Source organism: Ensifer sp. Root558, from assembly GCF_001427045.1.
GTDB lineage: Bacteria > Pseudomonadota > Alphaproteobacteria > Rhizobiales > Rhizobiaceae > Ensifer > Ensifer adhaerens.
Window position 1 is genome coordinate 89,958 of record NZ_LMGC01000037.1, and the last position, 19,283, is coordinate 109,240.

The window sequence follows — 19,283 nt, forward strand, 5'->3', positions numbered from 1 at the left end:
TTTGCGGGACAACCGAATGACGCAGCAGTTCGACCTCTTTGTTTCGGACGAGGCAACTTCCAAAAAGGCGGGCGGTGGACCGGCGGTCAAGCGGGCATCGCTGACCGAGGACGATATGGTCCGCCACCTTCAGGCCACGGGTCGCTATCGCCTGTTGCAGCGGCTTGTGCCGCGCGCTGTGGTGCCTGTTGCGCGTCCCGGCTTCCCCCTGCATGGCGTCATTCTCGATACCGAAACCACAGGGCTCAACCATCGCAAGGATGAGATCATCGAGATCGGCCTGATCGCCTTTACCTTCGATGAGAAGGGAAACCTGGGAGACGTGACTGGCGTTTTCGGCGGCTTGCGCCAGCCGTCCAATCCGATCCCTGCGGAAATCACTCGTCTTACCGGCATCACCAACGAGATGGTCGCGGGAAAGACGATCGACCTCGACGAAGTGCGGGCGCTGATGGAAAAGGCCGACCTTGTCATCGCCCACAATGCCGGCTTCGACCGTCCCTTCTGCGAGGCCTTCTCGCCCGTTTTCGCAGGAAAGGCATGGGCCTGTTCCGTCTCCGAGATCGATTGGTCTTCCCGCGGCTTCGAAGGCACCAAGCTCGGTTACCTGATCGGGCAGGCCGGTTACTTCCACGACGGCCACCGGGCGGTCGACGACTGTTTCGCTTTGCTCGAAGTCCTTGCCAAGGATGGCGGCTCCGGCAGCACGCCCTTTGCCGAACTCTGCGAGGCTAGCCAGCGATCACGCGTCCGCATTTTTGCGGAAAACAGCCCCTTCGACATGAAGGATCATCTGAAAGCTCGCGGCTACCGCTGGTCTGACGGAAGCGACGGCCGTCCGAAATCCTGGTGGGTCGAAGTCGCCGAAACCGCACTTGAAGACGAACTCGGCTACCTCCGCTCGGAGATCTATCGCTGGAAGGAAGCCGATCCGCCGATCAAGCGCTTGACCGCTTTCGATCGCTTCCGGGCCTGACACGCGAACGAGCCGCTGCGGCCGACAGGGCAAGCCCTTGGGTGACGCGGGCGTCGCTCGATTAAAACATCCTTTTCCCTCCGATCTTTGCATGACGCGGCCCACCGATCATAGCGCAGGCGCCAGGCTGAGGCTGTCCTGCGCCGGACGCGGGCTGACGGCCCGCTACGCCCCGATTTGCCTGTCTTTCCACATCTGGCAAACAACGCCCGGTTTACCGTTAACCGCTGAATTCACGCACAAAAAGCGTGGACGCCCGACCGAATCCGACTATACGTGCGCAGACTTGACTTTGAAATTCAAGTTTTATGCTGTTGTTATAGTTGATGTTTCAATGTCGATGTTCGCAATCTCGTCCAGTTTTGAGAGTGCTCCCAAGCGTGGGATGACCCGCGCTCGCCGACACTTTGTCTGGCAGCCAGTCTGCATGGGCGCAACCGAACGCGCCGTGACCGAAGGGCCGGTTACGCACCCGCTTTGCCGAAGCGAACTGCTGCGCACGAGACCCGTCTGTCGGTCGAAATAGCCGCAACTGAACGCAATGTCCGGGGCTCGCCCTGCACCGTTGTTCAACGGGCAAGGCGCGTGCGTCGCGTTCTGAGCGGCGGCTGGGTTCGGCCGGCGACAGTGGCGGATACGGAATTCACCTTAATCGAAGTTACCGGGGTAAGAGAATGGCAAGGGGCAGGTTCAATTCGGTTTCGCGTCGGCGAGCCAAAGTCGTGCTGGCGGGCGTGTCGCTGCTGGCAATGTCCGCCGTGGCGGCGTCGTCCCAGGAGGCACGCAAGACCAACCGGGTCGAAAGCCCGGCCCAGGCTGAACGCAGTTCGGGCGGCGCGACGCAGCTGGCCCCCATCGTGGCCGTCGGGCAAGCGGGCGGTCAGCCGCCTGAGACCGGCACCATCGGCCAGCCGTCAGCTCCCTATGCGGGCGGTCAGATGGCGACCGGTGCGCGGCTTGGCGCGCTCGGCAACCGTCCTGTCAAGGAAACCCCGTTCAGCGTCACCAGCTACACGGATAAGCTGATCCGCGATCAGCAGGCGCGAACGGTCGCCGATGTCACCCTCAACGATCCCTCGGTACGCATGGATGCGCCGGCGTTCAGCGAGCGTGATTCGTTCTTCATTCGCGGCTTCTCGGTCACCAATCTGGATACGGCCTATGACGGCCTCTTCTACATCACCAACCCGCGCCGCAGCCCCCTTGAGGGTATCGAGCGCGTCGAGGTCCTGAAAGGCCCGAGCGCGCTGGTCAACGGCGGCGTCGGCCGCGTCGGTGGGACTATCAATCTGGTGCCCAAGCGCGCCACCGACGAGCCGCTGACGCGACTGACGACCACCTATATGTCGGACTCGCAATTGTGGTCGCACCTCGATGTCGGTCGCCGTTTCGGGCCCGAGGGCGAATGGGGCGTCCGTTTCAACGGTTCCTATCGTGGCGGCGACACGGCGCTTGACCACAACGAAAACGAGATCGGCGTGCTGTCGCTCGGGCTCGACTATCGCGGCGATCGGGTGCGTGCCTCGCTCGACCTCAATCATTCCAAGCAGAACATCAATGCGCCGGCCTCGCTGTTCAACGCGGCAGCGCCGGGCATCAAGATCCCGGAAGCGCCGGACGGCCGGATCAACACGTCCAACCCGTTCGAATACCATGACAGTGAACACAATATGGTCGCTGGCCGCGTCGAGTTCGACGTGCTGGAGAACACCACTGTTTACGCCGCCGGCGGCATCAGCCGCTACCGCGAGGACTTCCTGAGCACGTCCTACACCATTCAAAATCCCAATGGCGATGCGCTGGCCGAGTTCGGCTACAATCCGCAGGAGATCCAGGGGGTCTCGGGTGAGGTTGGTCTCCGCTCGGAGTTCGATACCGGACCCGTCGGTCACCAGCTCAGCGTTTCTGTGAGCCGAGCGCTCAACGAGAACAACCGCGGCTACTTCCATCCGGGCAGGCTCGGCTTCAGAAGCTACATGACCAACATCTACAATCCGATCTATGTGCCGAGCGATTGGGTCAATACGGGCGGGCTTCCGCGCTCGAACGACCTGCATGCGTTTTCGGACCTGCTCGCGACCAGCGTCGCGATCTCCGATACGCTTTCCTTTGCCGAAGACCGTTTCCAGCTGACGGTCGGCGGGCGCTATCAGGAAATGCGTGTACGAGGGTACAATACGCGTCCCGGCGCCGTGCCGCTCGGTCAACAGACCTACTATTACGAGGAAGGCCGGTTCAGCCCTGCCGTCGCGGCACTCGTAAACGTCACCGACAGCTTCTCTGTCTACGGCAACTACGTGGAAGCTCTGACCGAAGGGCCGTCAGCGCCGTCCAACGCTCTGAACAGCGACCAGATTTTCCCTCCTGTTGTCAGCAAGCAGAAGGAAATCGGCTTCAAATACGACCTCGGCGAAGTAATGCTCGGCGCAGCGCTGTTCGAGATCAGGCAGCCAAACGGTTTGACAACCGGCGGCGTCTTCGCCGTCGACGGCCTGCAGGTGAACCGTGGCATCGAGCTTTCAGCCTATGGCGAACCGGTTGACGGCGTTCGCTTGCTTGGTGGCATCACCTTCATGGACGCCAAGCTCGATAAGGCAGAGAACTCGAGAACAGGAGAGCGGTTCGATGGCAACCGTGTGCCCGGCGTCCCGACGACCGCGATCAGCCTCTATGGTGAATACGACACACCCTGGGTCGAGGACCTGACGCTCACCGGTCGCCTCGTTTATACCGGCAGCACCTACTACGACCAGAGGAACACGCAGAAGGTCTCGGACTGGACGCGGGTCGATCTCGGTGCGCGTTACTCCTTCGAGCGTGAAAATGCTAAGCCGGTGGAAATCCGGGCGACCGTCCAGAACGTGTTCGACGAGAACTACTGGGCCTCGTCCGCCCGTGGCTTCCTTGCCGCCGGCGCGCCGCGCACCTTCATGGTGTCGACTGCGTTTGAATTCTGAGCCAGAGGAGCTTCAGTCACAAAAAGAAACGGCCGGCATTCTGCCGGCCGTTTCTCGTTTCGGGGGGCGTGCCGATCAGGCTTCCGGCGAATAACCGAAGACGACGGCCGGGTTTTCCGCGGTCTCGACCCAGACGCTCTTCGTCTGTGTATAGGCCATCAGTGCATCACGGCCGGAGGAGCGGCCATAGCCGGAGCGGCCGAAGCCGCCGAAGGGCGACATGACACTGATCGTCTTGTAGCCGTTGATCCAGAAGGTCCCGGCCCGCACCCTTGAAGCGACCCGGTGTGCGCGGCCGACATCACGGGTCCAAACGGCGCCTGCCAGGCCGTACGGGTTGTCGTTGGCGAGGGTGACCGCCTCGTCCTCGTCGTCGAAGACGGTGACGCCGACGACCGGGCCGAAGACCTCTTCGCGGGCGATCGTCATGTCCGGCTTGACGTTGTCGAGAATGGTCGGCGCGAAATAGAAGCCGCCGGAGGCTTGAAGAGAAGCCGGCTTGGCGCCGCCGGTTGCAAGCGTTGCACCTTCGGCAACGCCCTGGCGCACCATTTCCTCGATCTTCGCCCATTGTCGTGCATTGTTGATCGGGCCGATCTGCGTGCTGTCGAGATAGGGATCGCCGACGGGGATGCGCGCGGCAGCCTCGGCATAACGCTCGACGAACTGCTGGTGCACCGAGCGATGCACGAGCAGGCGTGAGCCGGCAACGCAGCTCTGGCCGGCGCCAGAGAAGATCGCCGATTGGGCGCCGACGATGGCGCGGTCGATATCGGCATCGGCAAAGACGATGTTGCCGGACTTGCCGCCGAGTTCGAGGATACAGGGCACGACGTTCTTCGCAGCCGCTGCCGCAATGGCCGAACCGGCAAGCGCCGAGCCGACGAAGACGACGAGTGCCGTTTTCGGATGGGCGACCATCGCCTGGCCCGCCGTTACGCCCTGGCCGGCGATGACGTTGACGAGGCCACGGGGCGCGCCGCCCGCCTCGCAGAGCGCACCGAGCACGAGCGTGCTGAGCGGCGTCAGTTCCGACGGCTTGATGACGACGCCGTTGCCGGCGCAGATCGCAGGCGCAATCTGCCATCCGCCGGTAAAGAGCGGCGCGTTCCAAGGGGTGATCTGGGCGACGACGCCAACCGGCTCGTTGCGGGTATAGTTCAGATGCGAGGTCGGGACCGGGATGACCTCGCCGTGCAGCTTGTCGCACCAGCCGGCATAATATTCGAACATCTCGGCGACCCGGACAGCCTCGCCACGGATGTCGCGGATCGGCCGGCCGGCCGAGCGGCTTTCGAGCTCGGCAATCTCGCCGGCGCGCTCGCGGATCTTGCGGGCGATCTCGTTCATCACCCGGCCGCGCGCCGAAGCGGTCATCGAGATCCATTCGCGCTGGGCGCGCGCTGCCGCCTGCATGGCGGCGTCGACGATATCAGCGCCGGCGTCCTTGAAGGTGGCGAAGACTTCGCCGGTCGCCGGATCGGTGAGCGCCTGCTCGTCGCCGGAACCGGGCACCAGCGTGCCGTCGACATAGCTGCCGATCTCGGTGCCGGGAATGATGCCGTGGAACAGCGCCCGGATGCGCTCGGCCTTGGCGGGCATGGTCATGTCGTTCATCGTCGTTCCCTTCAAGTCTCAGTTGTCGTTGGCCACCGGGCGGAAGGCGCCCATGCGGGTGAAGTCCTCGGCGTTTTCGAGCGGGCTCTCGGCCCAGAGCTTGGCGACCGCGCCCGAGAGCGGCAGATCGGCGCCGGTGCGGGCCGCAAGCTCGCTGGCAAGCCGCACGTCCTTGCGCATCAGGCCCATGGTGAAGCCGCTGTCGAAGCGGCCGTTCATCACCCAGGTCGGGAAATGCACCTCGCTGATCATCGATTTGCCGGAGGCGGCGTTGAGCACCTTCAGCGCCTCGTCCGCATCGAGCCCGGCGGCAAGCGCCAGCTTCAGCCCTTCGCCCGTCGTCACCATATGGGCGGCGGCGAGCAGGTTGTTGACGAGCTTGGCGACGTTGCCGGCGCCGCTCGGGCCGACATGCAGGGCCTTGGCCGACATCGCGTCGATCACCGGGCCGGCAAGGGCGACGTCCGCGTCACTGCCACCGATCATCATCGTCAGCTTGCCGCTTGCGGCACCTGCCGGACCGCCGGAGACCGGCGCGTCGATGAAGCCGTGGCCGAGGCCGGCAAGGGCTGCTGCGAGATCGCGCGAGACATCCGGCTCGGAGGTCGAGGTGTCGATGATGACGACGCGGCGGCCGGCCGCCTTCAGCGCTTCTAGATTGGCCTCGACGACGGCTGCCACGTCCTTGGCGGTTGGCAGCGAGAAGACGATGAAGTTGGTGTCGAAGAAGACGTCAGTCAGAGCCTCGACCGGGGTCACCCCGCCTTCGGCGGCAAGCGTGCGCCGGGCCCCGGAGAGGTCGAAGCCCTTGACGACAAACCCTTTGCCGGCGAGCGTCGTCGCCATGCCGAGACCCATGGCGCCCAAACCCGCCACGCCCACTGTCGTTCGTTCCGCCGTCATGATCCGCTTACCCTCGTATGATCAGAATGATCCGGCGAAGGTGGCATGCGGGCTGGCGAGCGGGTAGACGGCGCGCCTGGTACAATGCGTTGCTGGCGTGGCAACGTCTGCTCGACCGTCGGTGATGGGACAGACGAGCGTTAGCGGCGCGCGGTTTTCATGGAGCCGAGGACGGTCTTCTAAGTCTGGAAGGACTGCATTTCGCGCGCGAGGTGCTGGCCGAGTTTTTCGACCGACAGCGGCAGGCGGCGGTGCGCCCGCACCATCAGATGCGCACTCGCCTCGCTCAGCAGCGGATCGGCGAGGTCGATCGCCTGCATGGACCCGCGCGCGATTTCCACGGTTACGGACGTGCGCGGCAGGAAGGTGACGCCAAGGCTTGCTGCAACGAAGCGGCGGAGCACCTCGATCGAATGGGTTTCGAGCAACGGCGCCAGCGCCAGCCCCGCATCCGCCGCCACCCGCGCCACCAGTTGTGTCACGCCATTGCCCTTGCCGAGCAGCGCGCACGGGAAGGCGAGGCAATCGGCAAGTTTCAGGTCGCTGCGCTCGGACAGGGGATGGCCCGCCGGCACGATGACGCAGAGCGGCTGGCGCGCAATCGCCAGCGCCCGGATGCGCGGTTCGGTCAGGGGATTGTAGGCGATGCCGATGTCGGCGTCGCTGTTGGCGATGGCGTCGACGACGTCTTCGGTGCTGCCGAGTTCGACGATGTAGCGCACATAGGAATATGCCTTTGAGAACGACGAGAGCCCGTGCTCCACCAGGTCGGCCATGAAACCTTCGCCGCAGCGGATGCGGATGCGGGTCTGCTGCACGCCGCGGATCTGGTCGAGCTGCTCGGCAAGCAGCCCGTTGTCCTCGAGCACGCGTTTGCCGTGTTCGAGCACCAGTTCACCGGCGTCGGTCAGGACCGTGCCGCGGGCGGTGCGCTCGAAGAGGGACAGGCCGATGTCGCGTTCAGTATCGGCGATCTGGCGGCTGACGACCGATGGCGCCAGCCCCATATGCTCCGCAGCGCCCCGGATCGAACCGATGCGCGCAACCGCCATAAAGATCCTGAGCGCTTTCGCGTCGAGTACGTCCATGGTGGTCATGGATGCGACGGAATCCCCTTGGGGTCAACGACCAAGCGAGGTCGCGATCAGGCGTGTCCAGAGGTTTACGCCCTGGCCGATGATCGCATCGTTGAAATCGTAGTGCGGCGAGTGCAGGCCGGGGTTAACGCCCTCGCGTCTTGCGCCGAGCCAGAGATAGCAGCCGGGACGTTCGTCGAGCATGAAGGCGAAGTCCTCGGCCGCCATGCTTGGTGGCGCGTCGATGACCGTCAAGGCCGGGTCTGCCGCGGCGACCGAGCGTGCGAGCGCGGCGGCTGCGGGATCGTTGATCGTCGCCGGATAGCGGCGCTGATAATCGAGCTCGGCCGTGCAGCCGAGCCCTTCGGCAAGGGCCGAAACGAGCGAGCGCATCCGGTTTTCGAGCGTGTCACCGACCGCCTTGTCGAACCAGCGCGTGGTGCCGCGGATCACGGCTTTTTCCGGGATCACGTTCCAGGCGTCGCCGCCGTGGATCTGTGTGACGGAGACGACGGCCGCTTCGAGTGGCGAGACGTTACGGCTGGCAATCGTCTGCAAGGCCGTGACGATCTGGGCGCTAGCGACGAGCGGGTCAGCACCCTCATGCGGCATCGCCCCATGGGCGCCGCGACCGGTGATGGTGATTTCGAAGACCCCGAAGGCGGCCATCATCGCGTCGTCGCGGGCCACCACCGAGCCGACGTCGAGCGCCGGCCAGTTGTGCAGCGCATAGACGGCATCGGCCGGGAAATCACGGAAGAGGCCATCGGCGACCATGACGCGGGCACCGCCCTCGGCCTCTTCGGCCGGCTGGAAGATGAAATGCACGGTGCCGTCGAAGTCCATCTCGCTCGCCTGCCGGGCGGCGGCCAGCAGCATGGCGACGTGGCCGTCGTGGCCGCAGGCGTGCATCTTGCCCGTCGTCTTCGAGGCGTAGGCAGCGCCGCTCGTCTCGATGATCGGCAGCGCGTCCATGTCGGCGCGAATGGCGATCGATCGGTTCGATGTGCCACGCCTGAGCGTGCCGACAAGCCCGGTGCCGCCATAACCGTCCTTCACGGCAATGCCCCATTCGGCAAGCCGGCCGGCGATGAAGGCCGCGGTCTGGCGTTCCTCGAAGGCAAGCTCGGGATGGGCATGCAGGTGATGACGCCAGCGGATCGTTTCCTCGATGCGCTCGGGGCTGATGTCGTGGCGTGTCATGGCGTGCGTCCTGTCGTTTGAGGGGATGGCCGGCCGCAGAGCGGCCGACCTGTTTCTCTTACACAATTCCGGACGGAAAACCGCTTCCTGGAATTGCGTGCCGCGTTACTGGCCGAGACGCAGGAAGAGATCGGCGACGACGACCGAGCCCATATAGGTGCCGACCATCACGCAGATCGCGACGATGACGATCTTCCAGCCCGAGCGGCGGGCGATCGCGAACTCGTTCGCCGTCAAGGCAAGGCCGCCATAGGCAAGCGCCGGGGTCGCCAATGCGAGGAAGTTGAGGTGCTCGACCTGTTCGCTGACCCAGGCTGCACCCGGAACGCCCGGGATGGTGATGAGGATCGCGATCAGCGAAACCCAGGCGACGCTTGGCAGGTAGAAGGGCACGAAGCGGGCGAGCGCCAGGCCGACGATACAGGCGGCATATAGCGTCGCCATGCCCGGCAATGCGGTGAGCGGCGACGTTCCGGTGCCGACCCAGTTGGCGACAAGGCCGATCGCACAGGCGATGATCAGCAGGCCGGCATGGCCGATCACGTCGAGCTTGCGTTCGTCCTCGGGGTTCAGCGGGAGATCGTCGGCGTAGTTGGCGGAGGTGTTCTGGTTGGTCATGGTTCTCTTTCCCGGTCAGGCTGCGGTGCGACGCTCGGATGGGCGCGCCTTGTTGTAGAGCCACTCCGTCAACGGCAGCGCCACGAACATGCCGACATAGAGGCCGGTGGCATAGGTCAGGATGTTGCTGGCGGCGGCGAGCGCGAGAATGATGTCCTTCTGGTCCGGCACCGCCGCGACAAGACCGCCGGTGCAGGCCGCCAGCATCGAGCCGGAGCCGACGCCGCAGGACATGGCGAGCGCACGCACGTCGAAGATGCCGAGGCCGTGAACGATCGGCGGCATGATGGCGAAGACGAAGGTGCCGATCAGCGTGCCGGTCGCATAAACGCCCATGGCGCCGGCACCTTCCGGCGAGTTGAGGCCATATTTGTCGGCGATCAGCGCGATGTTCGGCTCGCGGTCGATCGAATAGGTGGCGCCGACGGCTTCACGACCCATCTTTAGAAGGAACACTGCGACCGGGAAGGCGACGATGATCGTGCCGAGATTGCCGAGCTCCTGCAGAACCAGCGCCGGGCCGGCCTCGATGATCTGCGAAATCTGCGGGCCGACCGTCGTTCCGAACTTGGCGATGAACGGCATGATGGCAACGGTGATCATCGCGCCGGAAAGCTTGACCGCATCGCGCGACAGGAACTTGCCGGTCGCCTTGAAAATGGCCGGATTGAAGGCGATGCCAAGCGCGAAGGCGTAAAGGATCGGCAGGAAGATGACGGTGCCGATACCGATCGGCAGACGCTGAATGCCGATCAGCTCGGAGGCGATGACGATCGCCAGCACAAAGATATGCAGATAGAGCGCGCCCGAGGCGGCTCCGGTTTTCCCGGTCATGATGTTCTCCTCTGGTTGGGAGCCAGTTGTTGTTCTTTGCCCAGCGTTCAGAGTAGGCGGTGAGGGCAAATTGCGGCTAGCCGGCCGGCAAGCAACGAAGTGTTGCGATTTGAGCAACGGGCGGGCCGCTGTTCGGGCGGCCATTGGGATCAATCCCGCAGCGCCTTCATGTCATGGCGTCATTCCTGCAGTTCATTCCAGTTGGCGCAACGACGAATCGTCACCGCCTCTGCCCTTGCTGTCGCACAGCGGGGAGGGGGAACCAAGCACTATTGGCTTCTCTCGGTGAGACACTTTCCGAAGTCTATTCTGCCCGCGCCCGACGCTTTCCGTTATCTCCTTGATCCTCCCGGCGGCGGAAAACGAAACCGCACAAAATTCCCTGAAAATGCCCATTGAAATCGATTACATTTTCTGGCTTCATGGTTTTCGCAAGATTTGGGAGGATCTGATGAAGAAATTTATCGCCGCAGCGCTTGGCGCTGTCGCAACCATTGCCATTTCCGCTTCTTTCGCCAATGCCGAGACCTTCAAGATCGGCCTGTCCAACGGCTGGGTCGGCAGCGAATGGCGCACGCAGATGATCGACGAGGCCAAGGAGGCCGCGGCGAAGTGGAAAGAGAAGGGCGTCGACGTCGAAGTCTCCGTCCAGAGCGCCAATGTCGACGTGCCCGGGCAGATCGCGCATGTGCGCAACTTCATCGCCGAGGGCGTGAATGCCATCATCATCAACCCCAACAGCCCGACGGCCTTCGATCCGATCTTCGCCCAGGCGAAGGAAGCCGGCATCCTGGTGATCGCGACGGACGCCGAGGTTTCCTCGCCGGATGCGACCTATGTCGGCATCGACCAGACGGCCTGGGGCGCTGCCGGCGCCAAGTGGCTGGCTGACACGCTCGGCGGCAAGGGCAAGGTGGTCGCCATCAACGGCGTCGCCGGCCATCCGGCCAATGAAATGCGCGTCGCCGGCTACAAGAGTGTCTTCAAGGATTATCCGGACCTGCAGGTGGTCAACGAGGTCAACGCCAATTGGGATCAGGCCCAGGGCCAGCAGGCGATGCAGAACATCCTTGCAACCTATCCTGATATCAACGGCGTCGTTGTTCAGGACGGCATGGCGGCCGGCGCCTGGAAGTCGATCATGGATGCGGGCAAGACCAGCCAGATCGCCGCAACCGGCGAAATCCGCAAGGACTTCATCGACCTCTGGGTCAAGGACAAGCTGAATTCCGGCGCGACCGTCAACCCGCCGGGCGTCATGGCAAGCGCGCTCAACGTTGCGGTGCTGATGCTGCAGGGCAAGGAACTGAAGGAGCCGGCAACGGCTGGCCAGTACAAGAACGCCATGTATCTGCCGATCCCGTTCATCGACAGCAAGAACCTTGGCGACGCCGCCAAGCAACTCGACGGCAAGCCGGGCTATTACTCCTACACCAACGCGCTTTCGATCGACGACGCCACGGCGTTGTTCAAGTAAGTTCGGGTTTCGCCGGGCGACTCTTGTCTTGAGCCGCCCGGCGACCGATGCCGCCGATGGCCACCGACCAAGGCCGATCGGGCGTGAAAGATTGCTGCAGTGGAGCCGGTGCCGAGCGCGAGCATCCCTGAAGATGCGGCAAGCAACCAAATGGACGACAGCCGATGTCGAAACTGAGACTGAACGGCGTGAGCAAGGCTTACGGCGCAACGCTGGCGCTACGCCGCGGCGACCTTGAGATCGCTGCCGGCGAAGTGCATGTGCTGATGGGCTCCAACGGCTCCGGCAAGAGCACGCTGTGCAAGATCATCGCCGGCAGCGTGCGGCCGGATGGCGGCCAGATCCTGATCAACGACAAGCGCGTGACGATCTCCGGGCCGCAAGCCGCACGCGCCGCCGGCATCGGCATTTTCTACCAGGAACTCAGCCTCGCCAGCCACCGGTCGGTCGAGGAAAACATCTGCCTTTCCGCCCTGCCGGTGAAGGCCGGCCTCTTCATCGACCGGGCGGCAATGAAGGCGCGCGCGGCGCGCTACATCGCCTTGTTCTCGGAGGTCTCCGGCGAAGGTTTCCACGCGGAGGCCCTGGTCGGCAACCTCCGGGCGGACCAGCGGCAACTGGTGGAGATCATGAAGGCGCTCGCCAGCGAAGCGCCGATCCTGATCTTCGACGAGCCGACCTCCGCACTTGACCGCGCCCAGGTCGATCGCTTCTTCGAGATCCTGCGCGATCTCAAAGGCCAGGGTCGCGGTATCATCTTCATCTCGCACCGTATGGACGAAATCACCGCGATCGGCGATCGCGTGACGATCATCCGCGACGGCGAGACCATCGAGACGTTGAAACTCTCCGAGACCGACCCGGCAACGGTCATCCGGCTGATGGTCGGCGGCGCCAGCGACATGCCGGCTGCAAGGTCATCGGCACCAGCGGTGGTGGAAACTGGCGCGCAGACGGCGATCTCCGTACGTAGCCTCTCGGGCAAGGGCTTTCGCGATGTCAGCTTCGAGGTGGCAAAGGGCGAGATCCTCGGGCTCGGCGGGCTGCACGGGCAGGGGCAATCGGCGCTGCTGCGGGCCATCTTCGGCGCAAGCACCGTTTCATCCGGCGAGGTGACGATCGGCGGCGAACGCTATGATGCCAAAAGCCCGCGCGACGCCATTCGCCGTGGCTGCGCCTATGTCTCCGGCGACCGCGGTCGCGACGGCGTCATCAGCGGCCGTCCGATCATAGAGAACGTCACGCCGATCCATTATCTTCGCGACCGGCTGATGCTCGCGCGGCCCTCGAGCCTCAAAAACAAGGCGATGCCGGCGCTCGAAGCGATGCACACCAAGTTTGCGAGCCTCTTCCATCCGATCAATTCGCTTTCCGGCGGCAACCAGCAGAAAGTGATCATCGCCCGATGGCTGATCGATCGGCCCGACGTGCTGCTGCTCGACGACCCGACCAAGGGCATCGACCTCCAGGCCAAGGCCGATCTCTTTGCGCTCATTCGCCAGCTTGCGGCCGAAGGCCTCGGCATCCTGCTCTATTCGTCCGAGGACGCCGAGCTGCTCGGCAACGCCAACCGTATCCTCGTCTTCAACGGCGGCTCGGTGACACGCGAGCTGATCGGTGACGATCGCACCCGCTACAATCTCTACCAGGCTGCATACGAGGCCGCATGATGACATCGACCGCGACAGACATTTCCTCTCCAAGGAGCGGTGGGCTGCGCTCCTGGCTCGAGCGCTACCCCTTCCTGCCGGCACTGGTCATCCTCATCGTGCTGCTGGCGCTGAACGGCCTCTTTTCACCCAACAGCCTGAGCTACCGCTCGCTGACGGGTCTGCTCAGCACCTATATGGCGCTGATCATGCTGGCGATCGCGCAGACATATGTCGTCTCCGCCGGCGATATCGATCTTTCCGCCGGCGCGACGCTGTCGCTGGTCAATGTCGCGATCGTCGTCCTGATGGAGCGCTGGGGCGGCGGCGCCGGTGCCGTGCTGCTCGCACTTGCGCTCGGCGTCCTCATCGGACTTGCCTGCGGGCTGGTCAACGGACTGGTCGTCGCAGCACTTCGGCTGCAGGCGATCGTCGCCACCTTTGCGACCAGCATCTTCTTCACCGGGCTGGCGCTCTATGTCATGCCCGTTGCCGGTACGCCGGCGCCGGCACTGTTCTGGCGCACCTATGGCGGCCGCCTCTTGGGCCTGCCCTTCGTCTTCTACGTGCTCGCGGCGCTGGCTGTCCTGCTTTACTTCCTGTCGCGCACGCGCATCGTCACCGAACTGCTGGCCGTCGGTGACGACCAGCAGGCCGCCTATCAGACCGGGCTTCCGGTCGTCGCCGTCCGCATCAAGGGCTACCTTCTGTGCGGGCTGTTCTCGGCGCTTGCCGCTTTCTGCCTCACGGGTGATACAGCGAGCGGCGATCCGCTGGTCGGCGGCAAGATGACGCTCTACAGCGTCGCCGCCGTCGTGCTTGGCGGCAGTGCGCTTGCCGGCGGCTGGACGACGGTGGTCGGCTCTCTGCTCGGCGCCCTGACGATCGGCCTCGTCAATTCCCTGGTCTTCTTCATGGGCACGCCGTCGGAATGGCAGAACTTCGTCCAGGGCCTCGCCATTCTGATCGTCTTGATGGCCGGCGTGCTCGCCGGTCGGAGGGCACGCGCATGAGCTCGGTTACGTCGTTCTTCAAACAGCCGCTGGTCGTGGCGCTCATCCTCATCGTCGCGCTGCTCTATCTTGGCCAAAGCCTGTCGCCGGGGTTTGCCTCGGCCGATCAGATCCTGCGGCTCTTGATCGTCGCCTCGCTGCTCGGCATCGTCGCCGCCGGCCAGAACGTCGTCATTCTCGGCGGCCGCGAGGGCATTGACCTCTCCGTGGGTGGCGTCGTGTCGCTCTCGGCGATCATCGCCGGCAATGTCATGAACGGTGCCGATGGCGGCATCCTGCCGGCGGTGCTCGCCTGCCTGGCGGCTGGCGCCTTCTTCGGCCTTTTGAACGGCCTCGGCGTCACGCTTCTGCGCATCCCGCCGCTGGTGATGACACTCGGCATGCTGGGCGTGCTGCAGGGCCTGCTGGTGGTCATCCGCCAGGGCATTCCCTCGGGTCGCGCCGCGCCCGGCCTCTCCGCCTTCGTGACCCAGCCGCTGGCGCTCGGCATTCCCGGCATCATCTGGCTCTGGATCGTGATCGGCCTGTTCATGGCCTTCATGCTGAACCGCACCGTCTTCGGTCATCGGATCTACGCGATCGGCTCCAACGAGCACGCGGCCTATATGGCCGGCGTGCCGGTTCGGCTCATGCGCATCGGTCTCTTCATGATCTCGGGCATGTTCGCCGCGATCGCCGGGCTCTGCCTGCTCGGTTATTCCGGATCGTCCTTCGCCAATGTCGGCGAGCAATACATGCTGTCGTCGATCATCGCGGTCGTCTTTGGCGGCACGTCGCTTGCCGGCGGCAAGGGCGGTTACACCGGGACCATGGCCGGCGCGCTGCTGCTTGTCATCCTCCAGGGCATCCTGACGACGGTGAACATCGACGAGTCCGGCCGTCAGATGGTGTTCGGCGCGACGCTGCTGCTGCTCATGCTGTTCTACGGCCGCGGGAGGGCGATGCGCGCATGAGCGACCGGCCGAAGATCAAAGATATCGCAGAACGCGCCGGTGTCTCGGTTGCGACCGTTTCGCGGGCACTGAGCGGCTCGTCGCTGGTGACGGACGAGACACGCCAGCGCATCAACGCGCTGGCGCGCGAGCTCAACTACCGCCCGAATGTCAGCGCCCGCAACTTGCGAACGCGCCGGTCGATGTCGGTACTGCTTGTCGTGCGCGACGTCGGCAACCCCTTCTACCTCGAGATCCTGAAGGGCGTGGAGGCGACGGCGCGCGAGGCCGGTTACGCCGTCCTCATGGGCAACACCGAGAACGACCCGGACCGCGAGGTCGAGTATTTCAACATGCTGCGCGACGGCCATGCCGACGGCATGATCCTGATGACCGGCAAGCTGCCGCCGCCTGAGCCGGGCGAAAGCGCCGATCTCTCGCATCTGCCTGTCGTTATCGCGCTCGAAATGATCGAGGGGTCCGGCTTCCCGCATGTGCAGATCGACAACGTCGCCGCCGCTGAGGCTGCGGTCGACCATCTGATCGCGCTCGGCCATCGCCGCATCGCCCATATCGCTGGTCCCCTGCCGGAGGTCATGGCGCTCCACCGCCGCGACGGCTATAGGGCCGCCATGAAAGCGGCCGGCCTTGCGATCCCCGAGGGGTACGAGGTGCGCGGCGACTACCTGCTCGAAAGCGGCGAGGCCTGTGCCTCGGACCTTTTCGCCCTGCCGGAGCCGCCGACCGCGATTTTCGCCGCCAACGACGAGATGGCCTACGGCGCAATCCATGCGCTACGGCGGCTTGGCCGCGACGTGCCCGGCGACGTCTCGGTCGTCGGCTTCGACGATCTCTATCTCAGCAAGGCCTTCTATCCGCCGCTGACGACCGTCAGCCAGCCGCGCGCCGACATCGGTCGCACGGCGATGTCGCAGCTTCTCAACGTCCTCTCGGATGGTGACGTCGCCGCAGAGCCGGCCATCGTCCTGCCGACCACGCTCAACATCCGTGGCAGCACCGCGCCGCCACGTAAATAGCCGGAGGTGGGACGAGGAAAGCCGCGTGCGGTTTTCCGCCCGCACCCCGCCGTTACCAAAATCGATAAATGGGAGAAGAGAATGACACAGCTACCGAAGCAGACGCTGCGCGTGGGTTTCGTCGGATCGGGCTTCATCGCCCATTTCCATCTGAAATCGATGATCGGCGTGCGTAATGTCGAGGTCACCGGCGTCTTCAGCCGCAAGGCCGAGAACCGCGAGAAATTTGCAAATGAGGTCGAGGCGCTTGGTCTCGGCAGCTGCCGCACGCATGAAAGCCTGGAAGCGCTGCTGACCGCCGATGACGTCGACGCGGTCTGGATCCTTTCGCCCAACTACACCCGCATCGACGTCATGCGTTCGCTGCACAAGGCCGTCAAGGACGGCCGCAGCAAGGTCTTCGCCGTTGCCTGCGAAAAGCCGCTTGCCCGCACGGTTGCCGAAGCCCGCGAGATGCTGTCGCTGGCCGAGGATGCCGGCCTCAACCACGGTTATCTGGAAAACCAGGTTTTCTGCACGCCGGTGCTGCGTGGCAAGGAAATCATCTGGCGGCGCGCGGCGACGACCACCGGGCGCCCCTATCTGGCGCGCGCGGCCGAGGAACATTCCGGCCCGCACGAACCCTGGTTCTGGCAGGGCGACAAGCAGGGCGGCGGCGTGCTTTCGGACATGATGTGCCACAGCGTCGAGGTCGCGCGCTACCTGCTGACGGCGCCCGGTGCGCCGCGCAATTCGCTGAAGATCAAGGCGGTAAACGGCACCGTCGCCAACCTCAAATGGACGCGTCCCCACTATGCCGAACAACTGCGCAATCGCTTCGGCAACGAGGTCGATTATCGCAACCGGCCGTCCGAGGATTTTGCCCGCGCCACGGTGACGCTCGAAGACCAGGACGGCAACGAGCTGATGATCGAGGCGACCACCTCCTGGGCCTATGTCGGCGCCGGCTTGCGCATCCAGCTCGAATTGCTCGGACCGGAATATGCGCTCGAATACAATTCGCTCTCTACCGGCCTGAAGATCTTCATGTCGCGCGAGGTCAAGGGCTCGGAGGGCGAGGATCTCGTCGAAAAGCAGAATGCCGAGCAGGGCCTGATGCCGGTGCTCGAGGACGAGGCCGGCGTCTACGGCTATACCGACGAAAACCGCCACATGGTCGAGTGCTTCCGCAAGGGCGAAAAGCCGCTCGAAACCTTCGAGGACGGCCTTGCTGTCGTCGAGATGCTGATGGGGCTTTACCGGTCGGCAGAAATCAACGCGACGCTCAACTTCCCGGCGCCGGAGCTCGAACATTACGTGCCGGTCGTCGCGCGCCGGGGTGCCTGACGACTGAAGTTCAGGCCCGCGCGGTCGAGGCCGTGAGGCCGAGTTTGCGGAGCAATTGGGCGGCGGAGGCAATGACCGTCTTCGCCGGCCCGCCCGCAACGAGGGCGGTCGGCGTAGACGCCTGCGCGTAGAGCCCCCCATAATTATACGCTTTCCTCCATGATCCCGGTTGACGGGGATCAATGTCGCCGGGTGCGCATTTGCCTAGGCTGACTCAGTTCTTAAGTCCGGTCGCGAGGAGGAAACGCGATGACATACAAGACAATTCTCGCCGTGGTCGGCGTCGATCATTCCGCAGACGATCTGCGTGCCGCGGCACAGGTCTGCGCTTCGGCAAACGCTCACCTCTCCCTGTTGATCGTCAAGCTCGCCGCTTCTCCGCCGATCGGCGATTTTGCCGCCGCCATCTCGATTGACTGGCTGAACGAACGTCAGCGCGAGGTCGACAAGCTCGAATCCTGCGTGGCAAGCGCAACCGACGTTCTCACCCGGGAAGGCATCTCGTTCAGCGTCGAAACGAAATACACCGAGGCTGCCTGGGCCGATGACGAGATCGGCGAGCGCGCACGCTATGCCGACCTGACGCTCGTGGGCGACGGCCTGATGCTGGACCCGGAGCTACGGTCGCGCACCATCGACGGGACGCTGTTCAACTCCGCGCGACCGGTCCTCGTCCTGCCCAAGGGCAAGCCCGCGCGGCTTGATCCGAGGACGGTGGTGCTTGCCTGGAACTCCCGGCTGGAAGCGGCCCGTGCGGTACGCGAAGCGCTCGACCTGCTGAAGGGCGCCAAGATCGTCCACGTGACGATGGTCGACCCGCGTTCCGCCTACGGCAAGAACGGCGAGGAACCCGGTGCCGATATCGCCGGCTACCTTGCCCGGCATGGCGTTTCGGTTTCCGTCGAGCGGCTGCCGAGCGGCGGGCATCGGGTCGATGACGTGATCAATCGCTTCGCTTCCGACGTGGCCGCCGATCTGATCGTCATGGGCGCCTATGGCCACTCCAGAATGCGTGAACGCGTCTTCGGCGGCGTCACCCGCTCGATGCTCGAAAACGCAGTGGTACCCGTGCTGATGGCCCATTGACAGGCACGGCCGAGCGCGCAGCCATCTGACTGCGCGCCGACGGTCATCAACCCACAGTGGCTGCCCGCCCGGTCACCTCATCGATCTCGATTTCGAAGAAGAGATGCGGCGAGGCGCCGGTAATTGCCTGATCGCCGGGCTTCAGACCGCCCGGTTCCCACCAGTTCACGCGCTGTTCGAGAAGCGACCAGGCGTTCATGCGCTCGCGATGCCATTGTTTCGTATCCGGCAGTTCCTGATAGCGGCCGTAGATGACGACGCTTCGCCAGTCCTTCCGGTCCGTTGCCGTGTCCATTTGAATGCAGACGCGGGGAGTGGCCCGCATCCAGTCGATCTTCTGCCCGGGCATCGAAAAGCCGTAGAGCCTGTTGGCGGCAAAAGCATATTGGATGGGCACGACATAGGGCTGGCCATCCCGGACGCACCCGAGGCGGGCGATGTGGTTCTCGGCGACGAGGTCGATGCATTCCTGCCGCGACATTTCCCTGATCAACATGAAACTCTCCTTTTGAAAGAGGTCATCTGGCACCAGTCTCTGCCTGTCAGGAGAACAGGCATTGATCTCGCTCAATTCGGGCT

Annotated in this window: 16 protein-coding genes; 9 read left to right on the plus strand and 7 right to left on the minus strand. The window is 64.2% G+C overall.

Annotation, left to right across the window (positions count from 1 at the left end; translation table 11 throughout):
• Positions 1–16: 16 nt before the first annotated feature.
• Together ASD63_RS31460 and ASD63_RS31465 are read left to right on the plus strand one after the other, a co-directional pair.
• Positions 17–976 carry a 3'-5' exonuclease gene (locus tag ASD63_RS31460; protein WP_060530413.1) on the plus strand — a complete coding sequence of 320 codons (960 nt, stop codon included), beginning with the start codon at positions 17–19 and terminating at the stop codon, positions 974–976.
• A gap of 749 nt (positions 977–1,725) precedes the next feature.
• Positions 1,726–3,933, plus strand: coding sequence for a TonB-dependent siderophore receptor (locus ASD63_RS31465; protein WP_060530482.1), 2,208 nt, complete (start codon positions 1,726–1,728; stop codon positions 3,931–3,933).
• 75 nt (positions 3,934–4,008) lie between these two features.
• On the opposite strand, the gene ASD63_RS31470 is transcribed toward ASD63_RS31465, so the two are convergent.
• From ASD63_RS31470 to ASD63_RS31495, 6 genes are all read right to left on the minus strand, one after another.
• On the minus strand, positions 4,009–5,535 hold the full coding sequence (locus tag ASD63_RS31470; RefSeq protein ID WP_234852681.1) for an aldehyde dehydrogenase family protein: 1,527 nt from the start codon (positions 5,533–5,535) through the stop codon (positions 4,009–4,011).
• 33 nt (positions 5,536–5,568) lie between these two features.
• Complete coding sequence (locus ASD63_RS31475; RefSeq protein WP_060530415.1) at positions 5,569–6,453, minus strand: NAD(P)-dependent oxidoreductase; 885 nt, start codon at positions 6,451–6,453, stop codon at positions 5,569–5,571.
• Between the two features lie 179 nt (positions 6,454–6,632).
• Positions 6,633–7,550, minus strand: a complete 918-nt coding sequence (locus ASD63_RS31480; RefSeq protein WP_244497293.1) for a LysR family transcriptional regulator — start codon at positions 7,548–7,550, stop codon at positions 6,633–6,635.
• Between the two features lie 24 nt (positions 7,551–7,574).
• A complete protein-coding gene (locus ASD63_RS31485) occupies positions 7,575–8,732 on the minus strand; it encodes a M20 aminoacylase family protein (protein ID WP_060530416.1) in 1,158 nt (385 codons plus the stop codon).
• Between the two features lie 105 nt (positions 8,733–8,837).
• Positions 8,838–9,350, minus strand: a complete 513-nt coding sequence (locus ASD63_RS31490) for a hypothetical protein (protein ID WP_034805654.1) — start codon at positions 9,348–9,350, stop codon at positions 8,838–8,840.
• 15 nt (positions 9,351–9,365) lie between these two features.
• Positions 9,366–10,184 carry a DUF3100 domain-containing protein gene (locus ASD63_RS31495; RefSeq protein WP_034805657.1) on the minus strand — a complete coding sequence of 273 codons (819 nt, stop codon included), beginning with the start codon at positions 10,182–10,184 and terminating at the stop codon, positions 9,366–9,368.
• 451 nt (positions 10,185–10,635) lie between these two features.
• On the opposite strand from ASD63_RS31495, the gene ASD63_RS31500 reads away from it, so the two are divergent.
• The 7 genes from ASD63_RS31500 (at position 10,636) to ASD63_RS31530 (ending at position 18,704) form a co-directional block, all read left to right on the plus strand.
• The gene (locus ASD63_RS31500) at positions 10,636–11,661 is read left to right on the plus strand and encodes an ABC transporter substrate-binding protein (protein ID WP_034805952.1); all 1,026 of its coding nucleotides are present in this window, start codon (positions 10,636–10,638) and stop codon (positions 11,659–11,661) included.
• Between the two features lie 164 nt (positions 11,662–11,825).
• Entirely contained in the window at positions 11,826–13,331 is a 1,506-nt protein-coding gene (locus tag ASD63_RS31505) for a sugar ABC transporter ATP-binding protein (protein WP_034805659.1), read from the plus strand.
• The gene (locus ASD63_RS31510) at positions 13,331–14,323 is read left to right on the plus strand and encodes an ABC transporter permease (RefSeq protein ID WP_034805955.1); all 993 of its coding nucleotides are present in this window, start codon (positions 13,331–13,333) and stop codon (positions 14,321–14,323) included. Before ASD63_RS31505 ends, ASD63_RS31510 begins: the two co-directional genes overlap by 1 nt.
• Positions 14,320–15,276, plus strand: a complete 957-nt coding sequence (locus ASD63_RS31515) for an ABC transporter permease (RefSeq protein WP_034805661.1) — start codon at positions 14,320–14,322, stop codon at positions 15,274–15,276. The genes ASD63_RS31510 and ASD63_RS31515 overlap by 4 nt, the downstream gene beginning before the upstream one ends.
• On the plus strand, positions 15,273–16,292 hold the full coding sequence (locus ASD63_RS31520; RefSeq protein ID WP_060530417.1) for a LacI family DNA-binding transcriptional regulator: 1,020 nt from the start codon (positions 15,273–15,275) through the stop codon (positions 16,290–16,292). The genes ASD63_RS31515 and ASD63_RS31520 overlap by 4 nt, the downstream gene beginning before the upstream one ends.
• Before the next feature lie 81 nt (positions 16,293–16,373).
• Positions 16,374–17,618 carry a Gfo/Idh/MocA family oxidoreductase gene (locus tag ASD63_RS31525; protein WP_034805665.1) on the plus strand — a complete coding sequence of 415 codons (1,245 nt, stop codon included), beginning with the start codon at positions 16,374–16,376 and terminating at the stop codon, positions 17,616–17,618.
• 249 nt (positions 17,619–17,867) lie between these two features.
• The gene (locus tag ASD63_RS31530) at positions 17,868–18,704 is read left to right on the plus strand and encodes a universal stress protein (RefSeq protein ID WP_034805667.1); all 837 of its coding nucleotides are present in this window, start codon (positions 17,868–17,870) and stop codon (positions 18,702–18,704) included.
• A 46-nt stretch (positions 18,705–18,750) separates the two neighbouring features.
• On the opposite strand, the gene ASD63_RS31535 is transcribed toward ASD63_RS31530, so the two are convergent.
• Positions 18,751–19,200 carry a pyridoxamine 5'-phosphate oxidase family protein gene (locus tag ASD63_RS31535; RefSeq protein ID WP_034805669.1) on the minus strand — a complete coding sequence of 150 codons (450 nt, stop codon included), beginning with the start codon at positions 19,198–19,200 and terminating at the stop codon, positions 18,751–18,753.
• Between the last annotated feature and the right edge of the window lie 83 nt (positions 19,201–19,283).

What these genes read in the sequence shown, in the direction of transcription:
- ASD63_RS31460 (WP_060530413.1), top strand. Translation starts at nt 17, where the DNA reads ATGACGCAGCAGTTCGACCTCTTTGTTTCGGACGAGGCAACTTCCAAA.
- ASD63_RS31465 (WP_060530482.1), top strand. Translation starts at nt 1,726, where the DNA reads ATGTCCGCCGTGGCGGCGTCGTCCCAGGAGGCACGCAAGACCAACCGG.
- ASD63_RS31470 (WP_234852681.1), bottom strand. Translation starts at nt 5,535, where the DNA reads ATGCCCGCCAAGGCCGAGCGCATCCGGGCGCTGTTCCACGGCATCATT.
- ASD63_RS31475 (WP_060530415.1), bottom strand. Translation starts at nt 6,453, where the DNA reads ATGACGGCGGAACGAACGACAGTGGGCGTGGCGGGTTTGGGCGCCATG.
- ASD63_RS31480 (WP_244497293.1), bottom strand. Translation starts at nt 7,550, where the DNA reads ATGACCACCATGGACGTACTCGACGCGAAAGCGCTCAGGATCTTTATG.
- ASD63_RS31485 (WP_060530416.1), bottom strand. Translation starts at nt 8,732, where the DNA reads ATGACACGCCACGACATCAGCCCCGAGCGCATCGAGGAAACGATCCGC.
- ASD63_RS31490 (WP_034805654.1), bottom strand. Translation starts at nt 9,350, where the DNA reads ATGACCAACCAGAACACCTCCGCCAACTACGCCGACGATCTCCCGCTG.
- ASD63_RS31495 (WP_034805657.1), bottom strand. Translation starts at nt 10,184, where the DNA reads ATGACCGGGAAAACCGGAGCCGCCTCGGGCGCGCTCTATCTGCATATC.
- ASD63_RS31500 (WP_034805952.1), top strand. Translation starts at nt 10,636, where the DNA reads ATGAAGAAATTTATCGCCGCAGCGCTTGGCGCTGTCGCAACCATTGCC.
- ASD63_RS31505 (WP_034805659.1), top strand. Translation starts at nt 11,826, where the DNA reads ATGTCGAAACTGAGACTGAACGGCGTGAGCAAGGCTTACGGCGCAACG.
- ASD63_RS31510 (WP_034805955.1), top strand. Translation starts at nt 13,331, where the DNA reads ATGACATCGACCGCGACAGACATTTCCTCTCCAAGGAGCGGTGGGCTG.
- ASD63_RS31515 (WP_034805661.1), top strand. Translation starts at nt 14,320, where the DNA reads ATGAGCTCGGTTACGTCGTTCTTCAAACAGCCGCTGGTCGTGGCGCTC.
- ASD63_RS31520 (WP_060530417.1), top strand. Translation starts at nt 15,273, where the DNA reads ATGAGCGACCGGCCGAAGATCAAAGATATCGCAGAACGCGCCGGTGTC.
- ASD63_RS31525 (WP_034805665.1), top strand. Translation starts at nt 16,374, where the DNA reads ATGACACAGCTACCGAAGCAGACGCTGCGCGTGGGTTTCGTCGGATCG.
- ASD63_RS31530 (WP_034805667.1), top strand. Translation starts at nt 17,868, where the DNA reads ATGACATACAAGACAATTCTCGCCGTGGTCGGCGTCGATCATTCCGCA.
- ASD63_RS31535 (WP_034805669.1), bottom strand. Translation starts at nt 19,200, where the DNA reads ATGTTGATCAGGGAAATGTCGCGGCAGGAATGCATCGACCTCGTCGCC.